This window comes from Streptomyces sp. NBC_01717 (assembly GCF_036248255.1).
Lineage (GTDB): Bacteria > Actinomycetota > Actinomycetes > Streptomycetales > Streptomycetaceae > Streptomyces.
The window spans coordinates 2,675,269-2,695,244 of the sequence record NZ_CP109178.1; the positions used below are offsets into that span (position 1 = coordinate 2,675,269).

Consider the following 19,976-nt stretch of genomic DNA (forward strand, 5'->3'; position numbering starts at 1 on the left):
GTCCGTGCGTCCGGTTCCCCGCCACGGGCGTCCGGCGGGCGTCGTCGCGACGCGTGCGGCGGTTCGTACCGATGATGCCGCTCACACCACCAGACCTCCGTCGATGCCGAGCACCTGGCCGCTGATGTACGCGGCCCGCGGCGACACCAGGAAGGAGACCAGGTCGGCGACCTCGTCGGCCGCCCCGAAGCGGCCCAGTGGGACCTTGCCCAGGATCTGCTTCTTGACGGCGTCGGACATGTCGGCCGTCATGTCGGTCTCGATGAGGCCGGGCGCGACGGAGTTGACGCGGATGCCGTACTTGCCGACCTCTCTGGCGAGGGAGCGGGAGAAGCCGATGATGCCGGCCTTGGACGCCGCGTAGTTGCTCTGGGTCGCGTTGCCGTGCACGCCCGCCACGGACGACATGGTCACGATGGTGCCGGTGCGCCGCTTCATGAAGGAGAAGACCGAGGCACGGCAGATGGTGTAAGTGCCGTCGAGGTTGGTGGAGATGACGTCGCGCCACTGGTCGTCGTCCATCAGGACGAGCGGGTTGTCGCGCACGATGCCCGCGCTGGTGACCACGGCGTCCAGCGGGCCGAGATCCTCCTCGGTCCGGTTGACGAACTCGCGAGCCGCGGCCGGGTCCGCGACGTCCAGCGACTGGGTGAGGACCCGCGCGCCGAGCGCTGTGGCCTCCTTGGCGACCTGCTCGGCCGCGCCGGTGTCGGAGCGGTAGCAGAGCGCCACGTCGAAGCCGTCGCGGGCGAGCCGGGTGACCACGGCCCGTCCTATCCCGCGGGAGCCGCCGGTGACGAGGGCGACCGGTCGTGCGCCATCTGACATGTTGCTGCCTTTCGGTGGGCTTGCGGGTCGGTCTTTCGGGGGCGTTGCTTCGGAGCGGCGTCAAGCACAGTTGTCCGGGCCGGTAGGTGGCACGGACCGGATGCGCGGGGCCCTGCGACGGGCGCGGGGCCCCGCGAACACCGGTCGTACGGCGCCTGCTTGAGCATCCGTACGACGACTACTTGAGCTTCGAGTCGACCAGCGCGCGCACCTGGAGCAGGTTGGAGACCTGTTTGAAGTCGGACTCGGCGACCTTGATGCCGTACTTCTTCTCCAGGTTGACGACGATCTCCAAGGCCATGAGCGAGTCGACCTGGAGGTCGTCGACGAAGTGCGCCTCGTCGGTGACCTCTTCGACGGGGAGCTCCAGTGCGTCGGCGACGAGCGAGCGCAGTTCCTCGGTGTCGACGGCGACGGCGGTGTTCTCGGACATGTGGTGACTTCCTTCCGTACGGATCTACTGGGCGTTGCGAGTGGCGTGCGGTGGTGAAGGGGGGTCAGGCGGTGAGGATTTCGCCGCCGTCGATGCCGATGACGTTGCCGGTGAGCCACGACGAGTCGGACATCGACAGCAGGACGATCGCCTCGGCGACGTCCTCGGGCTCGGTGAGCCGCTTGTGCGGGTTGCGGGCCCGGCACACCTCGGCATACGCGGCGCTGTGCGGGATCTTCTCCAGGGCCGGCGTGAGCGTGGTGCCCGCACGCAGGGCGTTGGCCGCGATGCCGCGTGGCGCCAATTCGGCTGCCAGCTGGCGCAGATGGGCCTCCAGGGCCGCCTTGGCGGCGGAGACGGGACCGTAGCTGTCCAGGACCTGGGTGCTGCCCGCGCTGGTCATTCCGTAGATCTTCGCGCCGCGTCGGAGCAGGCCTGCGGCGAGCAGGTCCTGGGTCCAGTAGACGAGGCTGTTGGCCATGACGTCGAGGGTCATCGCCAACTGCCGGGAGTTGACCGTCTCCTGGTCCTGCGGCCTCTCCTGCGAGGGCACGAACGGCAGCAGCGTGCCGAACGCCAGCGAGTGCAGCAGGATGCGGACGCCCTTGTCGCCGGCGAGTTCGACGGCCTGGCCGACCACCTCCCTGCGGGTGCTCGCGCTCGCCGCGTTGAGGTTGAAGAAGTGCGCGGACACTCCGGTGTCCCGGAGTTCGTCGGCGAACTTGGCGGCGGCCTCCGCACCGTCGGCGGTGTCGAAGTGCACACCGATGACGTTGCCGCCGCGTTCGGCGAGCGCCCTGGCGACGGCCCGGCCGAAACCGCTGGAGACGCCCAGGACGAGGGACCAGGACCCCTGGATTTCTGTGATCATTATCGGCTCCCGTTCTGCTGGGGGTGGATGAGGGGGACGTGCGCGGAGGCGTCCAGCCGGGCGAACGCCACGTTGCCCTCCGCCGCGGCCGTCACGACGATCCTGCTGTGGCCGTCCCGGGCGGCGAGTGCGGCCGCGAGGTGGCGCAGCGGGGTGAGTGCTCCGGCGCCGGCCGGTGAGACCGTGAGGTCCGCACACCGGTGGCCGAGCCAGGCCTTGACGGCCTCGCCGACGGGCGAGTCGTCGACGACCGCGTCGACCCGTAAGGGCCTGTCCGCGTCGTCGGTCAGGGCGCGCCAGGCGTTCTCCAGCGCGCGGCAGGAACGGGTGCCCGGCTCCAGGAAGGCGTCGCGCACCCGCACGGTGCCGTACGAGGACGCCGGGGGCGGACCGCCTGCGCGGGCGCAGACCAGCGCGACGGCTCCGGTGTCACTGCCGTCGGCGCCCGGTTCGCCGACGGGCAGCGATTCCTCGGTCGCTCCGACGACGAGCACGTCGGCCCGGTCGGCGGCGAGTGCCCTGGCACCGGCGCCGAGCGCGTCCAGGGCGGCCGTGCGCGGCGAGTTGACGGTGAGCGTGAAGCCGTTGACCTGATGCTCCGTGGCCAACCGGGACGCGAACAGGCTCATCGCGAAGTACGGCGCGGTCAGCGGGGCGATGGCGTCCGCGCCTTGACCGATGATCGTGCGGTCCTGCTCGTCCAGCAGGGCCATGCCCGCGTTGTCCGTGCCCACGACGACGCCACGGCGTTCGGCGGGGACGGCGGACAGTGCTCCGTCCGCGTCCGCCAGAGCGTTCCCGGTGGCGGCAAGCAGGTACTGGCAGGCCGAGGGCAGCCGCTTGTAGCCGCGGCCCGGCAGCGCGGCGGCCACGTCGAGCCAGCCGGGGCCAGGGGTGTCGGTGACGGCCGGGGACAGGGCCTCGGTGGGCTTGTCGGTGCCGGGCAGGCAGACGCCCACCCCGAGCACGTCGAGAGCGCTCATGCGGCGGCTCCCCGCGTGCCCGTGTCCTGGTGTACGGGATCGTGACGCGGGGTGGCCGCCCGCCCCGCCGTGCCCTGGTGTTCGCGCTCGGATCCGGCTCCTGGCACACCCGACAGGACGAGCGAGACGTTGTTGCCGCCGAAAGCGTAGGCGTTGACCAGTACGGCGGACGCGGTGAGCGGCACCGGCCGGTCCTGCGGCAACCACACCGCGCACCGCGGGTCCTGCGCGGTGACGGGCGCGTTGGCCGGGACGCGCCCGTGGTGCAGCATCAGCGCCGCTGTCAGCACGCCGAACGCGCCGGCGACTCCCGCCGTGTGCCCGATCATGGCCTTGAGGCTGAACAGGGGGAGCTCGTCGCAGAGTTCGCCGAACACCTCGCGCAGCGCCTCGCTCTCCACGACGTCGTTGAGCGGGGTGCCCGTGCCGTGCGGCACCACGCCCCCGACGTCGTCGGGCCGCAGACCCGCGTCGGCCAGGGCCCGGCGCATGCCGCGCACGGCCTGGGTGCCGCCGGGGTCGGGGGCGGTGGGGTGGTGGGCGTCGCAGCTGAACGCGGCGGCGGACAGTTCCGCGTACACCGTCGCCCCACGGGCCTCGGCGTGCTCGGCCGACTCCAGCACCAGCATCGCCGCGCCGTCGCCGAAGAGGGTGCCCTGCCGGTCGGTGTCGAAGGGCCGGCAGGCGACCGGGTCGGCCGCGCCGATGCGGTTGAAGACGCCCATGCCCACACGGGTCGGGCCCTCCGCACCGCCGGTGAGGACCATGTCCGTCTCCCCGGCCCGGATCATGTCCGCAGCGATCGCCGCCGCGTAGCCGCTGGCCGCACAGGCGTTGCCGACGCTGGTGCTGCCGCCCGTGGCACCGATCGCGGCCGAGACCGCGGCGGAGGTCACCGTCATCGGGGACCACTTGCCGACGGCCCGGCGGATCGGTGCGCCGTGCTCGGCCGCCCGCCGGGCCTCGTGCCGGCCGGCGTTGCCCATCTCCACGCCCAGTACGACGGAGAGCCGTTCGCACTGCGCGTCGTCCAGCCCGGCGTCCGCCACCGCTTCGTGGGCGGCGGCGATCGCCATGCGGGGTCCCGCGGCGAGCTCCACGTGGGCGTGCCGCTCGGGCCCGTCGGGTACGTCGGCCGCGGGCACCAGGTACATCAGCCGGTTGGCCATACGGGCGTCCGGGTCGGTCACGGGCCGGGGTGCGCCCCCTCCTGAGGTCAGACCCTGCCAGAAGGCGGGCACGCCCGAGCCCAGACAGGAGATCGCCCCGAGGCCGGTGACGACCACCCGGCGGCCGGTTGCTCCTTGGGCGCTCACGCCGCCTCACCGGCTCCGGTCAGCACCAGTGCGGCAGCCGCGTCGTCCGTCTCTCCCCCGCCGCTGGTGGCCAGTACGGGGCCGGGGCCGCCCGCGGCGAGGTGGGCGACGCCCGCCGCGGCCTGGACGACGCCGAGCGCTCCCGAGCAGTGGCCGAGCCGTGTGGTGAGGTCCACCGCGGAGGCCGCTCCGGCGTCCTCGGCCGAGCCGAGCCACAGTCCCGCGGCGGGCGCGCCCTCGTGCAGCGCCTGGGCGAGGGCCGTCGCGGAGTCGGCGGCCCGCACGGTGCGGGACAGCATGGCCAGGGGGCGGGCGCCGCGTTCGGCGACCCGCTCGGCGGACTCCAGGACCAGCGCCGCCGCCCCGTCGAGCACGCCGCGGCCCGAGCCGTCCTCCAGCAGCCTGGCGGCGGGCTCGGTGTGCGGCTCGACCCCGATGACGACGACCGTCTCGGCCCTGCGCACGGCGAGCAGGTTGCGCGCCCAGTACAGCGCGTCGGCCCCGCTCGTCGCCCCGTTGCACACGGTGAGGTTGGGCCCGCGCATCCCGTACCGGATGGCGATCCAGCCCGCGATCACATTGGACGAGGTGTGCGGCAGGCCGAGCGGGCTCAGTCCGGTGACCGTGTGTTCGGTGATGGTCTCGACGAAGTCGCAGACGCTGTCGAGGTTGCCGAGGTTGGAGGAGATCACCACGGCCGTGGTGTCGCCGGGTCCGGTGTACGTCTCACCGTCGTCGGACAGCAGGCCTGCCTGGCGCAGTGCGGGGCCGACGGCGCGCAGAGCGAGGCGCGAGGCACGGTCCTTGTGCCGCATCGCCCTGCCCTTGAGGCCGGTGGCCGGGTCGAATCCCCCGTCGGGGGCGTCCGGGCAGAGAAGGTCGGCGGCTTCCGTCAGGCCGGGGATGGCGATGCCCACTCCGGTGATCACGACGGCTTTCGCCGCACCCGCTTCGTGGCGCGCGGTCACGGGCGGTCCCCCTTCTCCAGGACGGCCACGGCGTTGATGCCGCCGAAGCCGAACGCGTTGATCTGTGCGGTGGACAGTCGGGCGGTGGCGGCCCTGTCGCGGACCAGGCGCAGTCCGGCCGCCTCTTCGATCGGGTCGGTCAGGCCCAGTACGGGCGGGACGACGCCGTGCCGCAGGGCGAAGGCCGCGGTGATCAGGCTGAGCAGTCCGGAGCCGCCCAGAGTGTGTCCGGTCATGGACTTGACGGCGGTGAGCAGGGGGCCGACGCCGGCGCCTTCGAAGACGCCGGACACCGCGGTCGCCTCGGCCGAGTCGTTGAGCTGGGTGCCGCTGCCGTGCAGCATCACCAGGTCGATCTCGTCGGCCTTGAGCCCGGCCCTCCGGTGCGCGTCCCTGATGGCCCAGGAAATGGTCGTCGGGTCGGGGGCGGTGGGGTGTGCGGCGTCGCAGTTCATGCTGACGCCGCGGACGACGGCGTGAACTCCCCTGCGGGCGGCCCCCGTTCGCTGGACGACGACGGCGACCGAGCCCTCGCCCATCAGCATGCCCGCGCGGGCCCGGTCGAACGGCCGCAGTGCGCGCGGCGTCTCGTTCTGTACACGGTCGAGCGTCCCGAAGGCGCTCTCCGTGATCGAGTCGGTGCCCGCCACCACCACGGTGTCGGCCAGTCCGAGCTCGATCATGTCGGTGGCCATGCCCAGCGTGTACAGCGTGGCGGCGCAGGCGTTGGCGAACGTGTAGCTCCGCGCCGTGCCGAACCGGTCCCGCAGCGCACTGCCGAAATGCAGGTCCCGCACGGTCAGCGGTGCGCCGTCGCGCCACCACAGCTCGGCCGAGCGCTGTTCCCGCAGCGTCGTCCCGACGAGGACCGGGATGTCGTCGACCGCGGTGTCCAGACCGGCGTCGGTGAGGGCCTGTTCGACCGCGGTCTCCAGCCACCGGGTGGCGCGCAGCGGGCGGTCGACGCCGTCCGGGCCGCGGTCGTCGATCTCGTACGCCTGCTTCGCCCGGTACTTGTCCCCGTCGAAGGAGTGCAGGTCGGTGAGGCCGCTGCGGCCCGCGCACAGCGCGTCGTAGACGGCGCGCGGGTTGTCGCCGATGCTCGCCACGGCCCCGAGGCCCGTGATGTCCCAGCTCATCGGTCGACCACTGCTTCCCGGCCCGCCGACTCCCGCAACCGGTTGCGGGCCAGCTTTCCCGTGGACGTGGTGGGCAGTACGTCGATCACCTCGACCCTTGCCGGGCGTTTGAAGGCCGCCAGGCGGGTGCGGAGAAGGGCGAGGATCGCCTTGCGGACGACGCTGGGGTCGGCGCCCGGCACGGGGACGGCGTAGGCCACCGCCTGGTCGAGTCCGTTCTCGTCGCTCACGGCCACGACCGCGCACTCCGCCACCTCGTCGGCCTCGCGCACGACCGCCTCGATCTCGCCGGGAGCCACCTTGTAGCCGCCCATGTTCAGCAGGTCGTCGGCGCGGCACAGGTACCAGAGCTCGCCCGCGTCGTCGCGGCGGACGATGTCGCCGGTGTACACGCCCCCGTCGGCGAAGGTGCGGCGGGTGGCCTCGGTCCGGTTGAGGTAGCCGAGCGCCACGGACGGCCCGGCCACGTGCAGCCTGCCCTCCGTTCCTTCCGGGACCGGTCCGCCGTCCTCACCCCGGACGGTCGCGGTGGTGCCCGGGACCGGGAGACCTGTGGCCCCCGCGGTGATGGCCGCGGGCGGGGTGGCGACGACGAAGTGCAGGGCCTCGGTGGCGCCCAGGCCGTTGACGAGCGGCACGCCGAACGTCTCGCGCACCCGTTCGGCCAGCGCGGCCGGGCAGTGTTCGCCCGCGGTGGCGGCCAGCCGCAGCGAGGCGGTCGCCTCGGTGCCGTGGCCGGCGGCCAGGGCGAGCAGGGCGACGTACATCCTGGGTACGGAGAACAGCACGGTCGGCCGGTGGCGGTGCAGCGCGCTGTGGACCGCGTGCGCGTCGACACCGCCGCGCAGCACCACGGTGCGGGCGCCGGCGGCGAGCGGCAGGATGACGGAGTTCCCGAAGCCGTACCCGAAGGACACCTTGGCGGTGGAGAGCACCACGTCGTCGGGGCCGAGCCCGAGCAGTGAGCCGACCGAAGCGGCGACGGCCTCGATGCCGGTGGCGGCGTGCAGCACGCCCTTGGGCGATCCGGTGCTGCCCGAGGTGTACTGGATCAGAGCGGGCTGCCCGGCGGCCCAGTCGGCCTCCTCGGCCGCCGCTTCGGGGGCGTACGCCTGAGACTCGATGTCGCTCCTGAAGATCGTGCGGACCTCGTCACCCGTGGTGTGCGGCAGCCGGTCGATGTCCGCGCCCAGCTCCCGCCGGGCGGCGTTCGGTACGTCGAAGTGCGCGAACCCGGCCTCGCTGTCGGCGGCCATGAAGCGCAGTTCGGGGTCGGACAGCGCAGGGCTGACCGGCACGGGCACACAGCCGTGCCACCACAGGCCCAGGATCGCAGCGGTGGTCGCCACCGAGTCGTCGGCCACCACCAGAGCCCGGGTGCCCGCGGGCACCCCGCGCTCGCGCAGGGCCCCCGCGTAGCCGGCCATGGCGTCGTGGAGCTGCGCGTAGGTCACCTCGCCGACGTCGGGGTCCACATGGCTGACGCGGTCCCCCGCGCCTGCCGACACGTGCTTGCCCACCAGTAGTTCCACCAGTTTCATCGCGGACCTTTCCTTCGGGACGTCACTTCCACGGCGACGGCGTTGCCGCTGCCGAGAGCCAGCGCGAGGACGCGCGGGCCCGGTTGTTCCAGAGGGCCGGGGGCGGCCGTCAGGGCGACCGCGGTGACCATCGCGGCGACGCCCCCGGCGGCCCCCAGGTCGCCCAACCGCTCCTCGACCCGCAGCAGCGGCGCGGCACACAGCAGGGCCAGGGCGCCCGCGGCGCGGGTGTCTGTCGCGGGCGCGGACAGGACCAGGTGGTCCGGCGGCCCGTCCAGTCGTTCCAGGCAGGAGCGGACGAAGGCGTCGATGCCGTTTCGGGCCGTACGGGCCCTGAGGACCGGCCCGACAGTCGCTCCCCCGCCGTACGGGGCGTGCCGCTGGAGCACCGCACACAGCGCGCCCTCCGCCGGGTCGCCGCCGGGGCAGGACCGCCACGTGGACGTGTCCGCCGAGCCTCCGACCACGACGCGCTCGCACCGGCCCCGGGTCAGCATCCGTACGGCTTCGGTGACGGCGTGGGCGCCCGCGTCCTGCTCCCCGGTCACGTTCAGGTACGGCCCGTCGAGGCCGAAGCGCACGGACACCGCCGTCACGGGCGCGGTGAACGCGGAGTGCGCGGTGCGCCGTGGGGAGACCCGTCCTGGCCCGAACTCCGGGATGTCGGCGCAGGTCTGCGCGTAGGCGGCCAGGCCCGCGGTGGACGAGGCCCACACGGTGGCGGTGCTGCCGCCCGCTCCCGGCGCCCCGGGTGTGCGGGTGGACGCGGCTGCTATGGCGTCGGTGGCGGCGGCGAGCGCGTGCTCGTGCTCCGGTGCCTCGTGCGCGAAGCGACGGAGGGCGGACGGGACGAGCAGACCGGACAGTCCCGCCGCTCCCGGGAGTCGGACGCCGAGCCCGCCTACAGCCACCACGGTCTGCCGCGCGGGGGCGCGCAGGACGGTACGTACGGTCTCAGACTTCATCGTCGCCCCCGGCCGCGCCGAGCAGGAGCGCGGACACCCCGCCGCCCAGCCCGAAGGCGAGGCTGAGCACGGTGGCTACCGCGGCCTCGCGACCCCGCGGCGGCACCAGGTCCAGGCCGGCGCAGGCCGGGTCGGGCCGGCGGAGGGTGGCGTTGCCCGGAAGGTGTCCTGCGGCCATCGCGAGCACCGCCACCACCGCTTCGAGCACTCCAGCCGCGCCCTGGGTGTGGCCGAGCATGCCCTTGAGCGAGGACACGGCGGGCCTGCGCCGCCCGGGTCCGCCGAGGGCGGAGACGATCGCCCGCGCCTCGACGCCGTCGCTCGCGAGGGTGCCGGTGCCGTGCGCGCACACCCAGTCGATCTCCTCGGGTGCACGGCCCGCGTCCCGCAGACAGGTGCCGATCGCCTCGACGAGGGCGTCACCGGTCGGCCGCGGCCGGGTGAGGTGGTACGCGTCGGCTGCAGCACCGTGCGCCAGGAGGACGGCCAGCGGCAGGCCGCCGCGTGCGGCGCAGTGCTCGGCGCTCTCCAGGATCAGGACGGCGGCGCCCTCGGCGGGCTGCATGCCGAGCCGGTCGCCGTCGAAGGGGCGGGCGACGTCGGGGGCGAGCGCCCGCAGCGAGGTGAACATGGCGAACACCTCCTGGGAGAGCTCCTCGGCCCCACCGCAGATCGCGACGTCCACCTCTCCCTCGGAGATCGCGGCGGCTCCGCATGCCACGGCGTCGCCGCCGACGGAGCAACCGGAGGCCAGCAGCACCATGGGCCCGTCAACGGGTACGACCTCGGGCACCAGGTCGAGCAGCCGTCCCGGCTCGGCCCAGTCGGTGCCCTCGGCCGTCAGTCCGGCGGAGGTGATGCCGTGGTCCAGGACCGGCCTGGTGCCCATGACCGTCCCCGCGAAGACGCCGGTACGGGCGCGGTCCCCGGTGCGGGTGAGCCCCGCGCCATGTGCCGCTTCCGCCGCGGCGGCGGCCAGGCAGCGTGCGGCGAGCGAGCGGTGCGGCGGCACGAGGGAGTCGAGCCGGGACAGCGTGGACCGGGGGATTTCCCCGGCGCGGTGCGAGGGATGGCGGGAGGTGTCGAAGCGGGTGACGGGTCCCGTCGTCACCCGGCCCCCGCGAACGGCGTCCCACAGCGCCCGGTGACCGAGTCCGGCCGGCGACACCGCGCCGACCCCCGTCACCACGATGCCGGCGCGCCCGGGGGGGCACTCGACGGCAGTCGCCATCAGACCACCTTTCCCTTGTCGCGCAGCAGTGCCAGCACGGCCGACGCCGACTTCATTTCGGCCGCCTCGTCGGGACTGACCGAGATCGCGAATTCCCGCTCCACCCGCACGGCGATTTCGACCTTCTCCAGGGAATCAGCCGCCAGGTCGTCGTAGAAACTCGCGTCCGGTTCCACGCTTTCGATGTCGATCTCCAGGATTTCCGCGACGATGCCACGCACACGGTCGAGAGCGGCAATGCTCTGCACATCGGACATTGACCGTCCCTCAATTCTAGTTCGCAACGGCGGCAATTGCTTGTTCCGCGTTCAGTCGGGGATCGCACAGCGTGGTGGAGCGGCCGTCGCAGCTGGTGAGTTCCGACGTGTCGGCGACGCATTCGGAAACCTTGTCGGGGGTGGTCTCCAGGTGAAGTCCACCCGGAAACACGCCGATTTCGCGCAGGGCCGCCTGAAATTCGCAGATCTCCTGGGTGACGGAGCTCAGCAGCCGCGTCTTGCGGCCGTTGGTGGCTCGTACGGTGTTGCCGTGCATCGGGTCGCACAGCCAGACCACCGGGTGCCCTGCCTCTCGCACCCGGGCAGCCAGTGCGGGCAGACGGCGGGCCGCCTCTCCGGCTCCCATCCGAGAGATGAGCGTCAGCCGCCCCGGCCTGCGCGCCGGGTCCAGGAGCGCGCACAGCCGCAGGAGTTCCTCCTCCGTCATGCTGGGACCGACCTTGCAGGCGACCGGATTGGAGACCGCGGCCAGCATGCGGACATGCGAGCCGTCGAGCTGGCGGGTGCGGTCGCCGATCCACGGCCAGTGGGTGGACGTCAGCAGCATGTCGCCCTCGGAGCCGCGGCGCAGTTGCGGCAGCTCGTAGTCCATGACCAGTGCCTCGTGGCTGGTCCACACCGGCACCCTGGTGATCTCCTGCTGCTTGCGCAGGTAGGTCATGGCGGTGGTCGCGGCCTCGTGACAGGCGAGCATGCGCAGCGGATCGGGCCTGCGGTCCTCCTCGGTCTCCTTCGGGCCGTTGACCAGATGCCCGCGGAAGACCGGAAGTTCCACGCCGTCGACGACCTCGGTCGGGCCGGACCGGGGCTTGGCGAACTGGCCGGCGAAGCGGCCCACCCGCAGCACAGGCAGTCCGGAACCGATCTGCATCACTCCGGCAAGAGCGTCCAGCAGACCGGTCTTCCTGCCCAGGTGGGCGGGCGTGCACTCGGCCGGGTCCTCGGCGCAGTCGCCCGCCTGGACGACCTGCCGGCGGCCGGCCGCGACGTCGGCCAGGGCCGAGCGCAGCGCGTGGATCTCGTCGGCGTCCACAAGTTCCGGCAGGCAGGCGAGGTCCCTCCTGATGCCGGTGACGAGCCAGTCGTCGGTCCAGGCGGGCTGCTGACGGGACGGCAGCAGCCGCCAGGACCGCATCTCGTCCTCGGTGAGTGCGGAATGGGATTCGGTGAGTCCGGCCCAGTTGATGGCGACGTTCATAAAGGTTCGATCCCCGTATCCCCTGTCGGCTTCCTTGGAATAGGCGCAAGCGTGAATCGCGAATGTCCGGCTGGTTACTGCCGGATGACGGCGAAACCGGCCGAGCGCTACGGCCGAATTTCCGGCGAGAACGGCCGAGTTCGGCGCAGCCAGCCGATTTCGACTGTAGCCGTGCGGAAGCCCCTGAGGACTACCCATGTGAGTAGCCGGGAGCGGTTGACAACCTACTCGTCGACCGCAGACCGCGGCGCATGTGAGTAGTGGCCCGCACACCCGCCCGACTGTCAGGCTGATCGAAACGCAGGAGAAGCCAGGGAAAGAAAAGCAGGACAAGAGGTGGCAGTCATGACCTGTACCGTGCGAGTTTCTGGGGAGTTCTCGTGAGTGAGACGAATACGGCACGTCTGCATGCCCTGTTGAGTCCCGGTGCACCGCCGTTCGCCCTGCTCCACCGACCGCATTCCGCGGGCCACGACGACGTCGAGCTCCTGCTCGGTGACGTCACAGAGGTTCCGGGGCTGGGCGACCTGCCGCTGCCCTCGGGCCCGCCGTCGCACAGCGCCGACGGCCGCCACGACCTGGTGGTGCTGGTTCCGTACCGTCAGATAGCGGAGCGCGGTTACGCGCACCAGGACGACGGCACTCCGCTGCTCGCCATGACGGTGGTCGAGCAGACCAGGCTGAGCGTCGAGGAGACGCTCGCCACCGTCCCCGACCGGCCCTTCGAGCTGGCCGACGCCGGCTTCGACACCGACGACGCCGAGTACGAGACGATCGTCCGCAAGATCATGGGCGAGGAGATCGGGCGCGGCGAGGGCGCGAACTTCGTGATCAAGCGCTCCTTCGTCGCCACGGTCCAGGGACCTCCCACCGAGGCCGCGTTGACGGTGTTCCGTCGCCTGCTGGCCGGTGAGGCCGGTGCGTACTGGACCTTCCTCGTGCACACGGGGACGCGCACTCTGGTGGGCGCCACCCCCGAGCGGCACGTCGCACTGAACGACGGCACCGTCACCATGACCCCGATCAGCGGCACCTACCGCTACCCCGCCGACGGCCCCACCGTCCCCGAGACGCTCCGCTTCCTCGCGGACCCCAAGGAGACCGACGAGCTGTACATGGTCGTCGACGAAGAGCTGAAGATGATGGCGCGCATCTGCGAACCCGGGGTCCGGACGGAGGGACCGTACCTGCGGGAGATGACGCGGCTGGCCCACACCGAGTACCACCTCAGCGGGCGCACCACGCTGGAGGTGGGCGAGATCCTGCGCGAGACGATGTTCGTGCCCACCGTCACGGGCAGCCCGCTGGAGAACGCCTGCCGGGTCATCAACCGGTACGAGACCGACGGCCGCGCCTACTACAGCGGGGTGCTCGCCGTGATCGGCCGGGACGAGGTCGGCACCAGGCGGATGGACTCCGCGGTACTCATCCGCTGCGCCGACATCGACGCGCGCTCCCGGCTACGGATCGGCGTGGGCGCGACACTGGTGCGCCACTCCGACCCCGGCTCCGAGGTCGCCGAGACCCGTGCCAAGGCGGCGGCGGTGCTCCAGGCCCTGCACGGCGGCGTCCAGAAGGGATCGGCCGAAGGCCCCGCGCTCGCCGCGGACCCCGGAGTCCTCAGTTCCCTGGCGGACCGCAACCGGACCCTCGCCCGGTTCTGGCTGGACCCGTTCGACAAGGAGGCGCACCGCGGCCACCGGGAGGTGCTGGCCGGCCGGCGGGTCCTGCTGATCGACGGCGAGGACACCTTCACCGCGATGCTCGCCCACCAACTCCTCGCCCTGGGCCTGCGCGTCACCGTCCGGCGCTTCGACGACTCGTACGAAACGGCCGACGACGACCTCGTGATCGTGGGCCCCGGCCCCGGCGACCCGCGCGAGCAGAACCACCCGAAGATCGCCGCCCTGCGCCGCACCGTCCGCGAACTGCTGGCCGCGCGGCGGCCGTTGCTGGCGGTCTGCCTCGGACACCAGGTGCTCTGCGCGGAACTCGGGCTCGACCTGATCCGCAAGAACCCGCCCAACCAGGGGGTCCAGCGGCGGATCGACCTGTTCGGCCGCCCGGCCAGGCTCGGCTTCTACAACACCTACGCGGCCCTCTCCCCCGCCGACCGCTTCAGCGCCCCTCAGGTCCCCGAGGGCATCGATGTCAGCCGGGACCCGGACAGCGGCGAGGTCCACGCGCTGCGCGGCGAACGGCTGCGCTCGACACAGTTCCACCCGGAGTCGCTCCTGTCCGAGGACGGACTGCGCATCCTCGCCGACGACCTGTCGGCGCTGCTGCCCGCCCCTGTCCGCGCGACGGGCTGACCGGAGAACGGGTCGATGCCCGGCACGACTCCCGTCCCCCGCCGCGATCCCGGCGCGCGGGCGGCCGCGTGCCACGGCCCTCGTCTCCGCCACGGATCCACCGCGCGGGCGGACGCATTCCACGCCGCCGTGGTGGGCGCCCGGCACCGGTCCCGTCCCGCCGCTCCCCCGCCACGCGCCGCTGCCCCGGCGCGTTCCGCGAAGGGGTCCCGCCCTCCAGTTCACGTCGCAGACCTCACCCGAAAGCGCACTTGATGTCACTCACCCACAGGCGCCCGGCCACGGCGGAGTCCGGTGGACGCGGTCTCGTCCTCGCGCTGGGCCTCTCGGCCATGATCGTGTCGATGATGCAGACCCTGGTCGTCCCGATCCTGACCGTGGTCCAGAAGGACCTGTCGCTGTCCTCCTCGAGTACGAGCTGGCTGGCCACCTCGACGCTGCTGTCCGCCGCCGTGTTCACCCCGCTGCTCGGCCGCCTGGGCGACATGCGCGGGAAGCGACCCGTACTCCTGTGCGTGCTGGGAGTGACCGTCGTCGGGTCCGCGCTGGCAGCCACCACCAGCTCGCTGCCACTGCTGCTCGTCGCCCGCGCGATGCAGGGAGCTTCGACGGCGATCTTCCCGCTCGCGCTGTCGGTACTGCGCGACGAACTGCCCGCGCGGCGGCTGCCGGGGGCGATGGGGCTGGTCAGCGGGACCCTGGCGTTCGGCAGCGGTCTCGCCCTGGTCGGCGCGGGGCTGCTCACCCAGGGCCCGCACCCGGACTACCACCGGGTGTTCTGGCTGGCGACCGTACTGTCCCTGATCGCGCTGGCCACCGTGGCGATCGCCGTCCCGCCGTCGCCCTCCTCCACCGGCGGCCGTACGGACTGGCTGGGAGCGACGACACTCGCCGGCGCGCTGGTCCTGCTCCTGCTGCCCATCTCTCAGGGCGGTACATGGGGTTGGACCTCGGCGCGCTGCCTGGGGCTGCTGGGGGGCGCGGCGGTACTGACCGCCGTGTGGGCGGTCGTCGAACGCCGGGTGCGCCAACCTCTGGTGGACATGCGCATGTTCGCCCTGCGGCCGGTGGTCTTCACCAACCTCGCCGGGGTGCTGCTGGGGTTCGGCATGTTCACCCAGTTCATCGGCATCTCGTACTTGGTGCAGACGCCCCACCGGATCGCGGGGTACGGCTTCTCGGCGTCGGTGCTCGATGCCGCTGTGGTCTATCTGCTGCCCGGCACCGTCGCGTCGTTGATCGCCGCACAGTTCGGCGGTGTGCTGGTCCGGCGGATCGGCGCCCGCGTCACCCTGGCCGCCGGGGCCGGGTCGGGTGTCCTGGGCTTCGGCTGGCTGGCCGTCAGCCACGGCAGTCCCGGGGGTGTCGTGGCGGCGGGGCTGCTCACCGGCATCGCGGTCAGCTTCGGCTTCGCCACGCTGCCCGCGTTCATCGTGGCGGGCGTTCCCGTCCATCAGAGCGGCATCGCGAACGGCATCAACTCGATCGCCCGGTCCCTGGGCAGTTCGCTGGGCAGCGCCGTGATCACCGCGCTGCTGAGCGCCCGCCTGCTGACCGGTCTTCCCCCCGGTACGCCCGCGGTGCCCGCCGAGGGCCAGTACACGCTCTCCTTCGCCCTCGGCGCCACCGCCTTCGCACTGGTCGCCCTCATCGCTCTCACCGGCCTGCGGATCGAGGCCGTCCCGCACCACAAGGTCGTAGGGCCCGCAGGCCCGGGCGCCCAGGCTCCCGAAGGGATCCGTCCGACGCCGGGTCCCCGGCACCGGGCCCGGCGCAATTCGGGACAGCGATAGCTGGGGCGCGGACGTCGGCGCGCTCCGGGCGACCTGCTCAGGCGCGCCTCAGAAACTCCTTGATGAATCCGCCCTCGGCAAGAGGGCCGCGAAGCCCCGCCCTCCGCTTCACGCTCCGGGCAGCAGGACGACCCCGTCCTCGTCCGCGTGCAGCACGGTTCTTCGAGGCCCGCCCCGTCCGCACGCGCGCCGACCGCGAGGAACGTCAGCTGCCCTCGTACGACCACCGGATGCCGGGCGCCCTGATCGGTCACCGTGATCCTGCTGACGCAATGACACGAGCCGTCTCCATCAGATCAACGCGCATCCGAGGAGGCCGGCCCGTACCGGGCGTGGCTGACAGTCCGGAGCGGCCGGCTTCCTGGGTCATTCGAGCACGGGCCTGGAGCATGGGCCGCCGCCTACGCAGTGCGCCTCGCACTCCCAGGCAGGCCTCATACTCGACCCCCGCCGCCGGCGGTGGTGGATCACTTGATTGTTCACAGACAGCTTCCTCAAAAATCACTCGCTTCTCGGCACGGCGTGGCCAACGGCGCGTCAACTGTGCGACGACCTTGACATTTCGTACAGAAGGAAGTCACCAAGTGCCGCTCCCCCATGACCTCGCCCTCCCGCGGCCGCGTTCCGCCGCACGGCGCGGCGCTGTCGTCCTGGCCCTGGCCACCGCCCTCAGCATCGGCGCCGGGATGATGACGACCGCCCAGGCGCTCGCCCCCGAGCACCTGATGCCGGTGACCACCGGTACGCCCAAGCCCGGTGCCCCCGTCCAGGGCCTGATCCCCAGCGCCCCCGGTCAGTCCATCATCACCCGTGAGACCCGCACGCCGATCGCACCGGGGCTCAACCTGACCCACTTCGACCGCTTCGAGACCGACGGCTGGGTGCGCGGGCAGGTGCTCGTCGCGAACCTCGCCGAGAAGCGGCTGAAGGTGGACTACATCTCCTCCGGGACGGTCACCGGCAAGTCCCGCGTGACCGAGCAGGCCGAGCACACGGGGGCGATCGCCGCGATCAACGGCGACTACTTCGACATGAACGACACCGAGGCCCCGATCGGCGCGGCGGTGTCACGCGAGGACGGCCTCATCAACTCGCCCACCGAGGGGCGAAATCAGGCCGTCGCCATCGGCGCGGACGGACTCGGCAGGCTCGCCCAGGTGTTCCTGCAGGGCGAGGTCACGATCGGCGGCGGTCAGCCCCTGAGACTCTCCGGTGTCAACTCTCCCACTCTGGCCTCTGACGGCATCGGCCTGTTCACCGACCAGTGGGGCGCATCGCCGCGCACCAAGCCGGTCAGCGGCGCCGACCGGATCACCGAGGTCTGGCTGCGGGACGGCAAGGTCACCGAGGTGCACACCTCCGTCAGCAGCAAGCAGGTACCGGCGGGCACCAGCGTGCTGCTCGGCCGGGAGGCCGGCGCCGACGCGCTGGCCGGTCTCATACCGGGCGACACCGTCGACGTCGCGTACCGTCCACGCGCCGACTTCGGCGACGTGGCGGTCGCGGTCGGCGGCGGCCAGGTCCTGGTCGAGGACGGCGTGGTGAAGCACTACACCGACGGCGACACCGTCACCGCCACCTCACGGACCGGCGTGGGCTTTTCCGCCGACGGCCGCACGATGTATCTGGTCGCGATCGACGGCAAACAGACCGACAGCCGTGGCATGGACCTCAACGAACTCGGCGCCTTCATGAAGGGCCTCGGCGCCGTGAACGCCCTCAACATGGACGGCGGCGGCTCGACCACCATGGCCGCCCGGCTGCCCGGCGAGAGCCGGACCGGCCTCATCAGCAGCCCCTCGGACGGCTCGGAGCGGGAGGTCGCCAACGGGCTCGGCCTCTTCGCCGCCCCCGGGTCCGGCACCCTGCACGGATTCCGCGTCCTGCCCACGCTGACCGCCGACGGCTCCAACAAGATCTTCCCCGGACTTCGCCGCACCGTGCGCGCCCGCGCCCACGACGAGACGTACGCGCCGGTGCCCGCTGGGCGCGTGCACTGGCGCGAGGAACACCGAGGTGACGGCAGCGTCTCGGTCGACGCGGGCAACGACGGCACGGCCGTGGTCACCGGCCGGCGCTCCGGCATAACCCGGATAACGGCCTCGGGCGGTCACCGGGCGGAGGGCACAACCGAGCTGACCGTGCTCGCACCCGCCGTGCGGATCGCGCCGAGCAGCGGGCTGGTGGCACTCGACGCCGCCGGGGACACCGCCCGCCTCACCGTCACCGGCTACGACGCCCTCGGTGACTCCGCCCCCATCGAGGCGTCCGACATCAAGGTCACCGGTGGCGACGGCGTGGTCGCCCTGGACAGCGCGACGGACGGGACGTTCACCGTACGCGGCCTGACCGACGGCGCCTCCACGACGCTGCACCTCACCGTCGGGAAGATGACCACCGACGTGGCCGTCACCGTCGGTCTCTCCGAGAAGACCTTCGCGGACCTGTCGGACGCGGCCTCCTGGACCTCGGCGAACGACCGCGCCCCCGGCGGATCGGTCACCCCGGCCGAAGGTCATGACGGCGCGCCCGGCGTGAAGCTGACGTACGACTTCACCCGGTCCACGGCCACTCGCGGCCAGTACGCCGTGCCGCCGCAGCAGATCCAGCTGCCCGGCCAGCCGCAGGCCGTCACCATGTGGATCAACGGCGACGGCAACGGCGCGTGGCCGCGGCTGCAGTACCGCACCGCCGCCGGTGTCACCGCCAACCTCGACGGCCCGCTCATCAACTGGACCGGATGGCGGAAGGTCGACTTCCCGGTGCCCGTCGGCACCCCCTACCCACTGACCTTCCAGCGGGTGCGGCTGCTGGAGACCAGTGCGACCCGCTCCTACACCGGCCAGGTCACCGTCAGCGACCTGAAGGTCAAGGTCGCCCCTGACGTGGAGCTGCCCGTCCAGCCGAAGGTCGCCGACCCGGTGGTCGTCACCAACGGCACCGTCGACGACCGCCCGCTGCGTGTGGCGGTCATGTCCGACGCCCAGTTCGTCGCACGTGACCCGGAGAGCCCGCTGGTGCAGGCCGCCCGCCGGACGCTGGCCGAGATCGCGGACGCCAAACCCGATCTGCTGGTCATCAACGGCGACCTCGTCGACGAGGGTTCGACGGCCGACTTCACGCTGGCCCGCAAACTCCTGGACGAGTTCGACGCCCGCACCGGGGGGAAGATCCCCTGGCACTACGTTCCCGGCAACCACGAGGTGATGGGCCCCGGCACCACGGTCAACTTCAAGGCCGAGTTCGGGGACACCACGTCCGTCTTCGACGCCGAGGGCACCCGCTTCATCACCCTGGACTCCTCCAGCGGCACCCTGCGTGGCGGCGGCTTCGCCCAGCTCCAGATGCTGCACGACCAGCTCGCCGCGGCGGAAACGGATCGTTCCGTCAGCGGTGTCGTGGTGTTCGAGCACCACCCCACCGAGGACCCGCTGCCGGACAAGGCCAGCCAGCTGGGCGACCGCAAGGAGGCCGCACTCGTCGAGCAGTGGCTCGCCGATTTCCGGGCCAAGGGTCACAAATCCGCCGCGTTCGTCTCCGGCCACGTCGGCGCCTTCTCCGCCACGTCGATGGACGGCGTCCCGTACCTGGTCAACGGGAACTCCGGCAAGAATCCGGCCAGCACGCCCGACAACGGCGGCTTCACCGGCTGGACGATGCTGGGCATCGACCCGCGGAACGGCCGGATCGACGACCCGTTCGACGTCCCCACGCGCGAGTCCGAGACCTGGCTGCGTGGAGAGGTGCACGTGCGCACCGACGCGGTGGACCTCAGCGCGCCGGAAACCCTCAAGGCCGGCGACCGGTCCCGCGCGTCGGCGACGGTCACCCAGGACGGCGATCGCACCGTCCCGGTGGCCTGGCCGGTCAGCGCCACATGGGCCGGCACCCGGGTGGAGGTGACCGGGACCGGGTACGACCACCGCGGCGGCGCCGCCGTCGTCTCCTACGACCCGGCTTCCGGAACGCTCACCGCACTGCGTTCAGGCACCGCGGTCCTGCGCGTGACCGTCAACGGCAGGACGACGGAGCGGACCATCACGGTCGGGCGCTGACCCCCTACCTGACCCCGGGTGCGCCGCCTCCGGCGAGGCACCTGGGGTCAGGAACCTGACGCCTC

General features: G+C 72.3%; 15 protein-coding genes. 3 read left to right on the plus strand and 12 right to left on the minus strand.

Annotated elements, in window-relative coordinates; all coding sequences use genetic code 11:
- Window positions 1-81: 81 nt before the first annotated feature.
- From fabG to OHB49_RS12205, 12 genes are all read right to left on the minus strand, one after another.
- A complete protein-coding gene (gene fabG / locus OHB49_RS12150; protein WP_329160195.1) occupies window positions 82-828 on the minus strand; it encodes a 3-oxoacyl-ACP reductase FabG in 747 nt (248 codons plus the stop codon).
- Between the two features lie 178 nt (window positions 829-1,006).
- Complete coding sequence (locus OHB49_RS12155; protein WP_030979196.1) at window positions 1,007-1,261, minus strand: acyl carrier protein; 255 nt, start codon at window positions 1,259-1,261, stop codon at window positions 1,007-1,009.
- A 64-nt stretch (window positions 1,262-1,325) separates the two neighbouring features.
- Window positions 1,326-2,132 carry an SDR family oxidoreductase gene (locus OHB49_RS12160; protein WP_329160197.1) on the minus strand — a complete coding sequence of 269 codons (807 nt, stop codon included), beginning with the start codon at window positions 2,130-2,132 and terminating at the stop codon, window positions 1,326-1,328.
- A complete protein-coding gene (locus OHB49_RS12165) occupies window positions 2,132-3,115 on the minus strand; it encodes a beta-ketoacyl synthase N-terminal-like domain-containing protein (protein ID WP_329160199.1) in 984 nt (327 codons plus the stop codon). Before OHB49_RS12165 ends, OHB49_RS12160 begins: the two co-directional genes overlap by 1 nt.
- Window positions 3,112-4,431, minus strand: coding sequence for a beta-ketoacyl-[acyl-carrier-protein] synthase family protein (locus OHB49_RS12170; RefSeq protein WP_329160201.1), 1,320 nt, complete (start codon window positions 4,429-4,431; stop codon window positions 3,112-3,114). Before OHB49_RS12170 ends, OHB49_RS12165 begins: the two co-directional genes overlap by 4 nt.
- Entirely contained in the window at window positions 4,428-5,399 is a 972-nt protein-coding gene (locus tag OHB49_RS12175; RefSeq protein WP_329160203.1) for a beta-ketoacyl synthase N-terminal-like domain-containing protein, read from the minus strand. Before OHB49_RS12175 ends, OHB49_RS12170 begins: the two co-directional genes overlap by 4 nt.
- Entirely contained in the window at window positions 5,396-6,538 is a 1,143-nt protein-coding gene (locus tag OHB49_RS12180; RefSeq protein WP_329160205.1) for a beta-ketoacyl-[acyl-carrier-protein] synthase family protein, read from the minus strand. The genes OHB49_RS12175 and OHB49_RS12180 overlap by 4 nt, the downstream gene beginning before the upstream one ends.
- Window positions 6,535-8,079, minus strand: a complete 1,545-nt coding sequence (locus tag OHB49_RS12185; protein WP_329160207.1) for a class I adenylate-forming enzyme family protein — start codon at window positions 8,077-8,079, stop codon at window positions 6,535-6,537. The genes OHB49_RS12180 and OHB49_RS12185 overlap by 4 nt, the downstream gene beginning before the upstream one ends.
- Window positions 8,076-9,044 carry a beta-ketoacyl synthase N-terminal-like domain-containing protein gene (locus OHB49_RS12190; protein ID WP_329160209.1) on the minus strand — a complete coding sequence of 323 codons (969 nt, stop codon included), beginning with the start codon at window positions 9,042-9,044 and terminating at the stop codon, window positions 8,076-8,078. Before OHB49_RS12190 ends, OHB49_RS12185 begins: the two co-directional genes overlap by 4 nt.
- On the minus strand, window positions 9,034-10,275 hold the full coding sequence (locus OHB49_RS12195) for a beta-ketoacyl synthase N-terminal-like domain-containing protein (protein ID WP_329160210.1): 1,242 nt from the start codon (window positions 10,273-10,275) through the stop codon (window positions 9,034-9,036). Before OHB49_RS12195 ends, OHB49_RS12190 begins: the two co-directional genes overlap by 11 nt.
- The gene (locus OHB49_RS12200) at window positions 10,275-10,532 is read right to left on the minus strand and encodes an acyl carrier protein (protein ID WP_329160211.1); all 258 of its coding nucleotides are present in this window, start codon (window positions 10,530-10,532) and stop codon (window positions 10,275-10,277) included. Before OHB49_RS12200 ends, OHB49_RS12195 begins: the two co-directional genes overlap by 1 nt.
- 16 nt (window positions 10,533-10,548) lie before the next feature.
- The gene (locus OHB49_RS12205; RefSeq protein WP_443079518.1) at window positions 10,549-11,751 is read right to left on the minus strand and encodes a 3-deoxy-7-phosphoheptulonate synthase; all 1,203 of its coding nucleotides are present in this window, start codon (window positions 11,749-11,751) and stop codon (window positions 10,549-10,551) included.
- Between the two features lie 380 nt (window positions 11,752-12,131).
- Here OHB49_RS12205 and OHB49_RS12210 point away from each other — a divergent pair, with 380 nt between their 5' ends.
- The 3 genes from OHB49_RS12210 to OHB49_RS12220 all read left to right on the plus strand — a co-directional run bounded on the left by OHB49_RS12210 (window position 12,132) and on the right by OHB49_RS12220 (window position 19,911).
- Entirely contained in the window at window positions 12,132-14,063 is a 1,932-nt protein-coding gene (locus tag OHB49_RS12210) for an anthranilate synthase family protein (protein ID WP_329160212.1), read from the plus strand.
- 254 nt (window positions 14,064-14,317) lie between these two features.
- Window positions 14,318-15,856, plus strand: coding sequence for an MFS transporter (locus OHB49_RS12215; protein WP_329160213.1), 1,539 nt, complete (start codon window positions 14,318-14,320; stop codon window positions 15,854-15,856).
- Window positions 15,857-16,440: 584 nt separating this feature from the next.
- A complete protein-coding gene (locus tag OHB49_RS12220; protein ID WP_329160215.1) occupies window positions 16,441-19,911 on the plus strand; it encodes a phosphodiester glycosidase family protein in 3,471 nt (1,156 codons plus the stop codon).
- Window positions 19,912-19,976: the final 65 nt, after the last annotated feature.

Excerpts from the sequence above, each read along its gene's own strand:
- OHB49_RS12200 (WP_329160211.1), bottom strand. The coding sequence starts at position 10,532 with ATGTCCGATGTGCAGAGCATTGCCGCTCTCGACCGTGTGCGTGGCATC.
- OHB49_RS12190 (WP_329160209.1), bottom strand. The coding sequence starts at position 9,044 with ATGAAGTCTGAGACCGTACGTACCGTCCTGCGCGCCCCCGCGCGGCAG.
- OHB49_RS12215 (WP_329160213.1), top strand. The coding sequence starts at position 14,318 with ATGTCACTCACCCACAGGCGCCCGGCCACGGCGGAGTCCGGTGGACGC.
- OHB49_RS12195 (WP_329160210.1), bottom strand. The coding sequence starts at position 10,275 with ATGGCGACTGCCGTCGAGTGCCCCCCCGGGCGCGCCGGCATCGTGGTG.
- fabG (WP_329160195.1), bottom strand. The coding sequence starts at position 828 with ATGTCAGATGGCGCACGACCGGTCGCCCTCGTCACCGGCGGCTCCCGC.
- OHB49_RS12180 (WP_329160205.1), bottom strand. The coding sequence starts at position 6,538 with ATGAGCTGGGACATCACGGGCCTCGGGGCCGTGGCGAGCATCGGCGAC.
- OHB49_RS12205 (WP_443079518.1), bottom strand. The coding sequence starts at position 11,751 with ATGAACGTCGCCATCAACTGGGCCGGACTCACCGAATCCCATTCCGCA.
- OHB49_RS12165 (WP_329160199.1), bottom strand. The coding sequence starts at position 3,115 with ATGAGCGCTCTCGACGTGCTCGGGGTGGGCGTCTGCCTGCCCGGCACC.
- OHB49_RS12185 (WP_329160207.1), bottom strand. The coding sequence starts at position 8,079 with ATGAAACTGGTGGAACTACTGGTGGGCAAGCACGTGTCGGCAGGCGCG.
- OHB49_RS12160 (WP_329160197.1), bottom strand. The coding sequence starts at position 2,132 with ATGATCACAGAAATCCAGGGGTCCTGGTCCCTCGTCCTGGGCGTCTCC.
- OHB49_RS12155 (WP_030979196.1), bottom strand. The coding sequence starts at position 1,261 with ATGTCCGAGAACACCGCCGTCGCCGTCGACACCGAGGAACTGCGCTCG.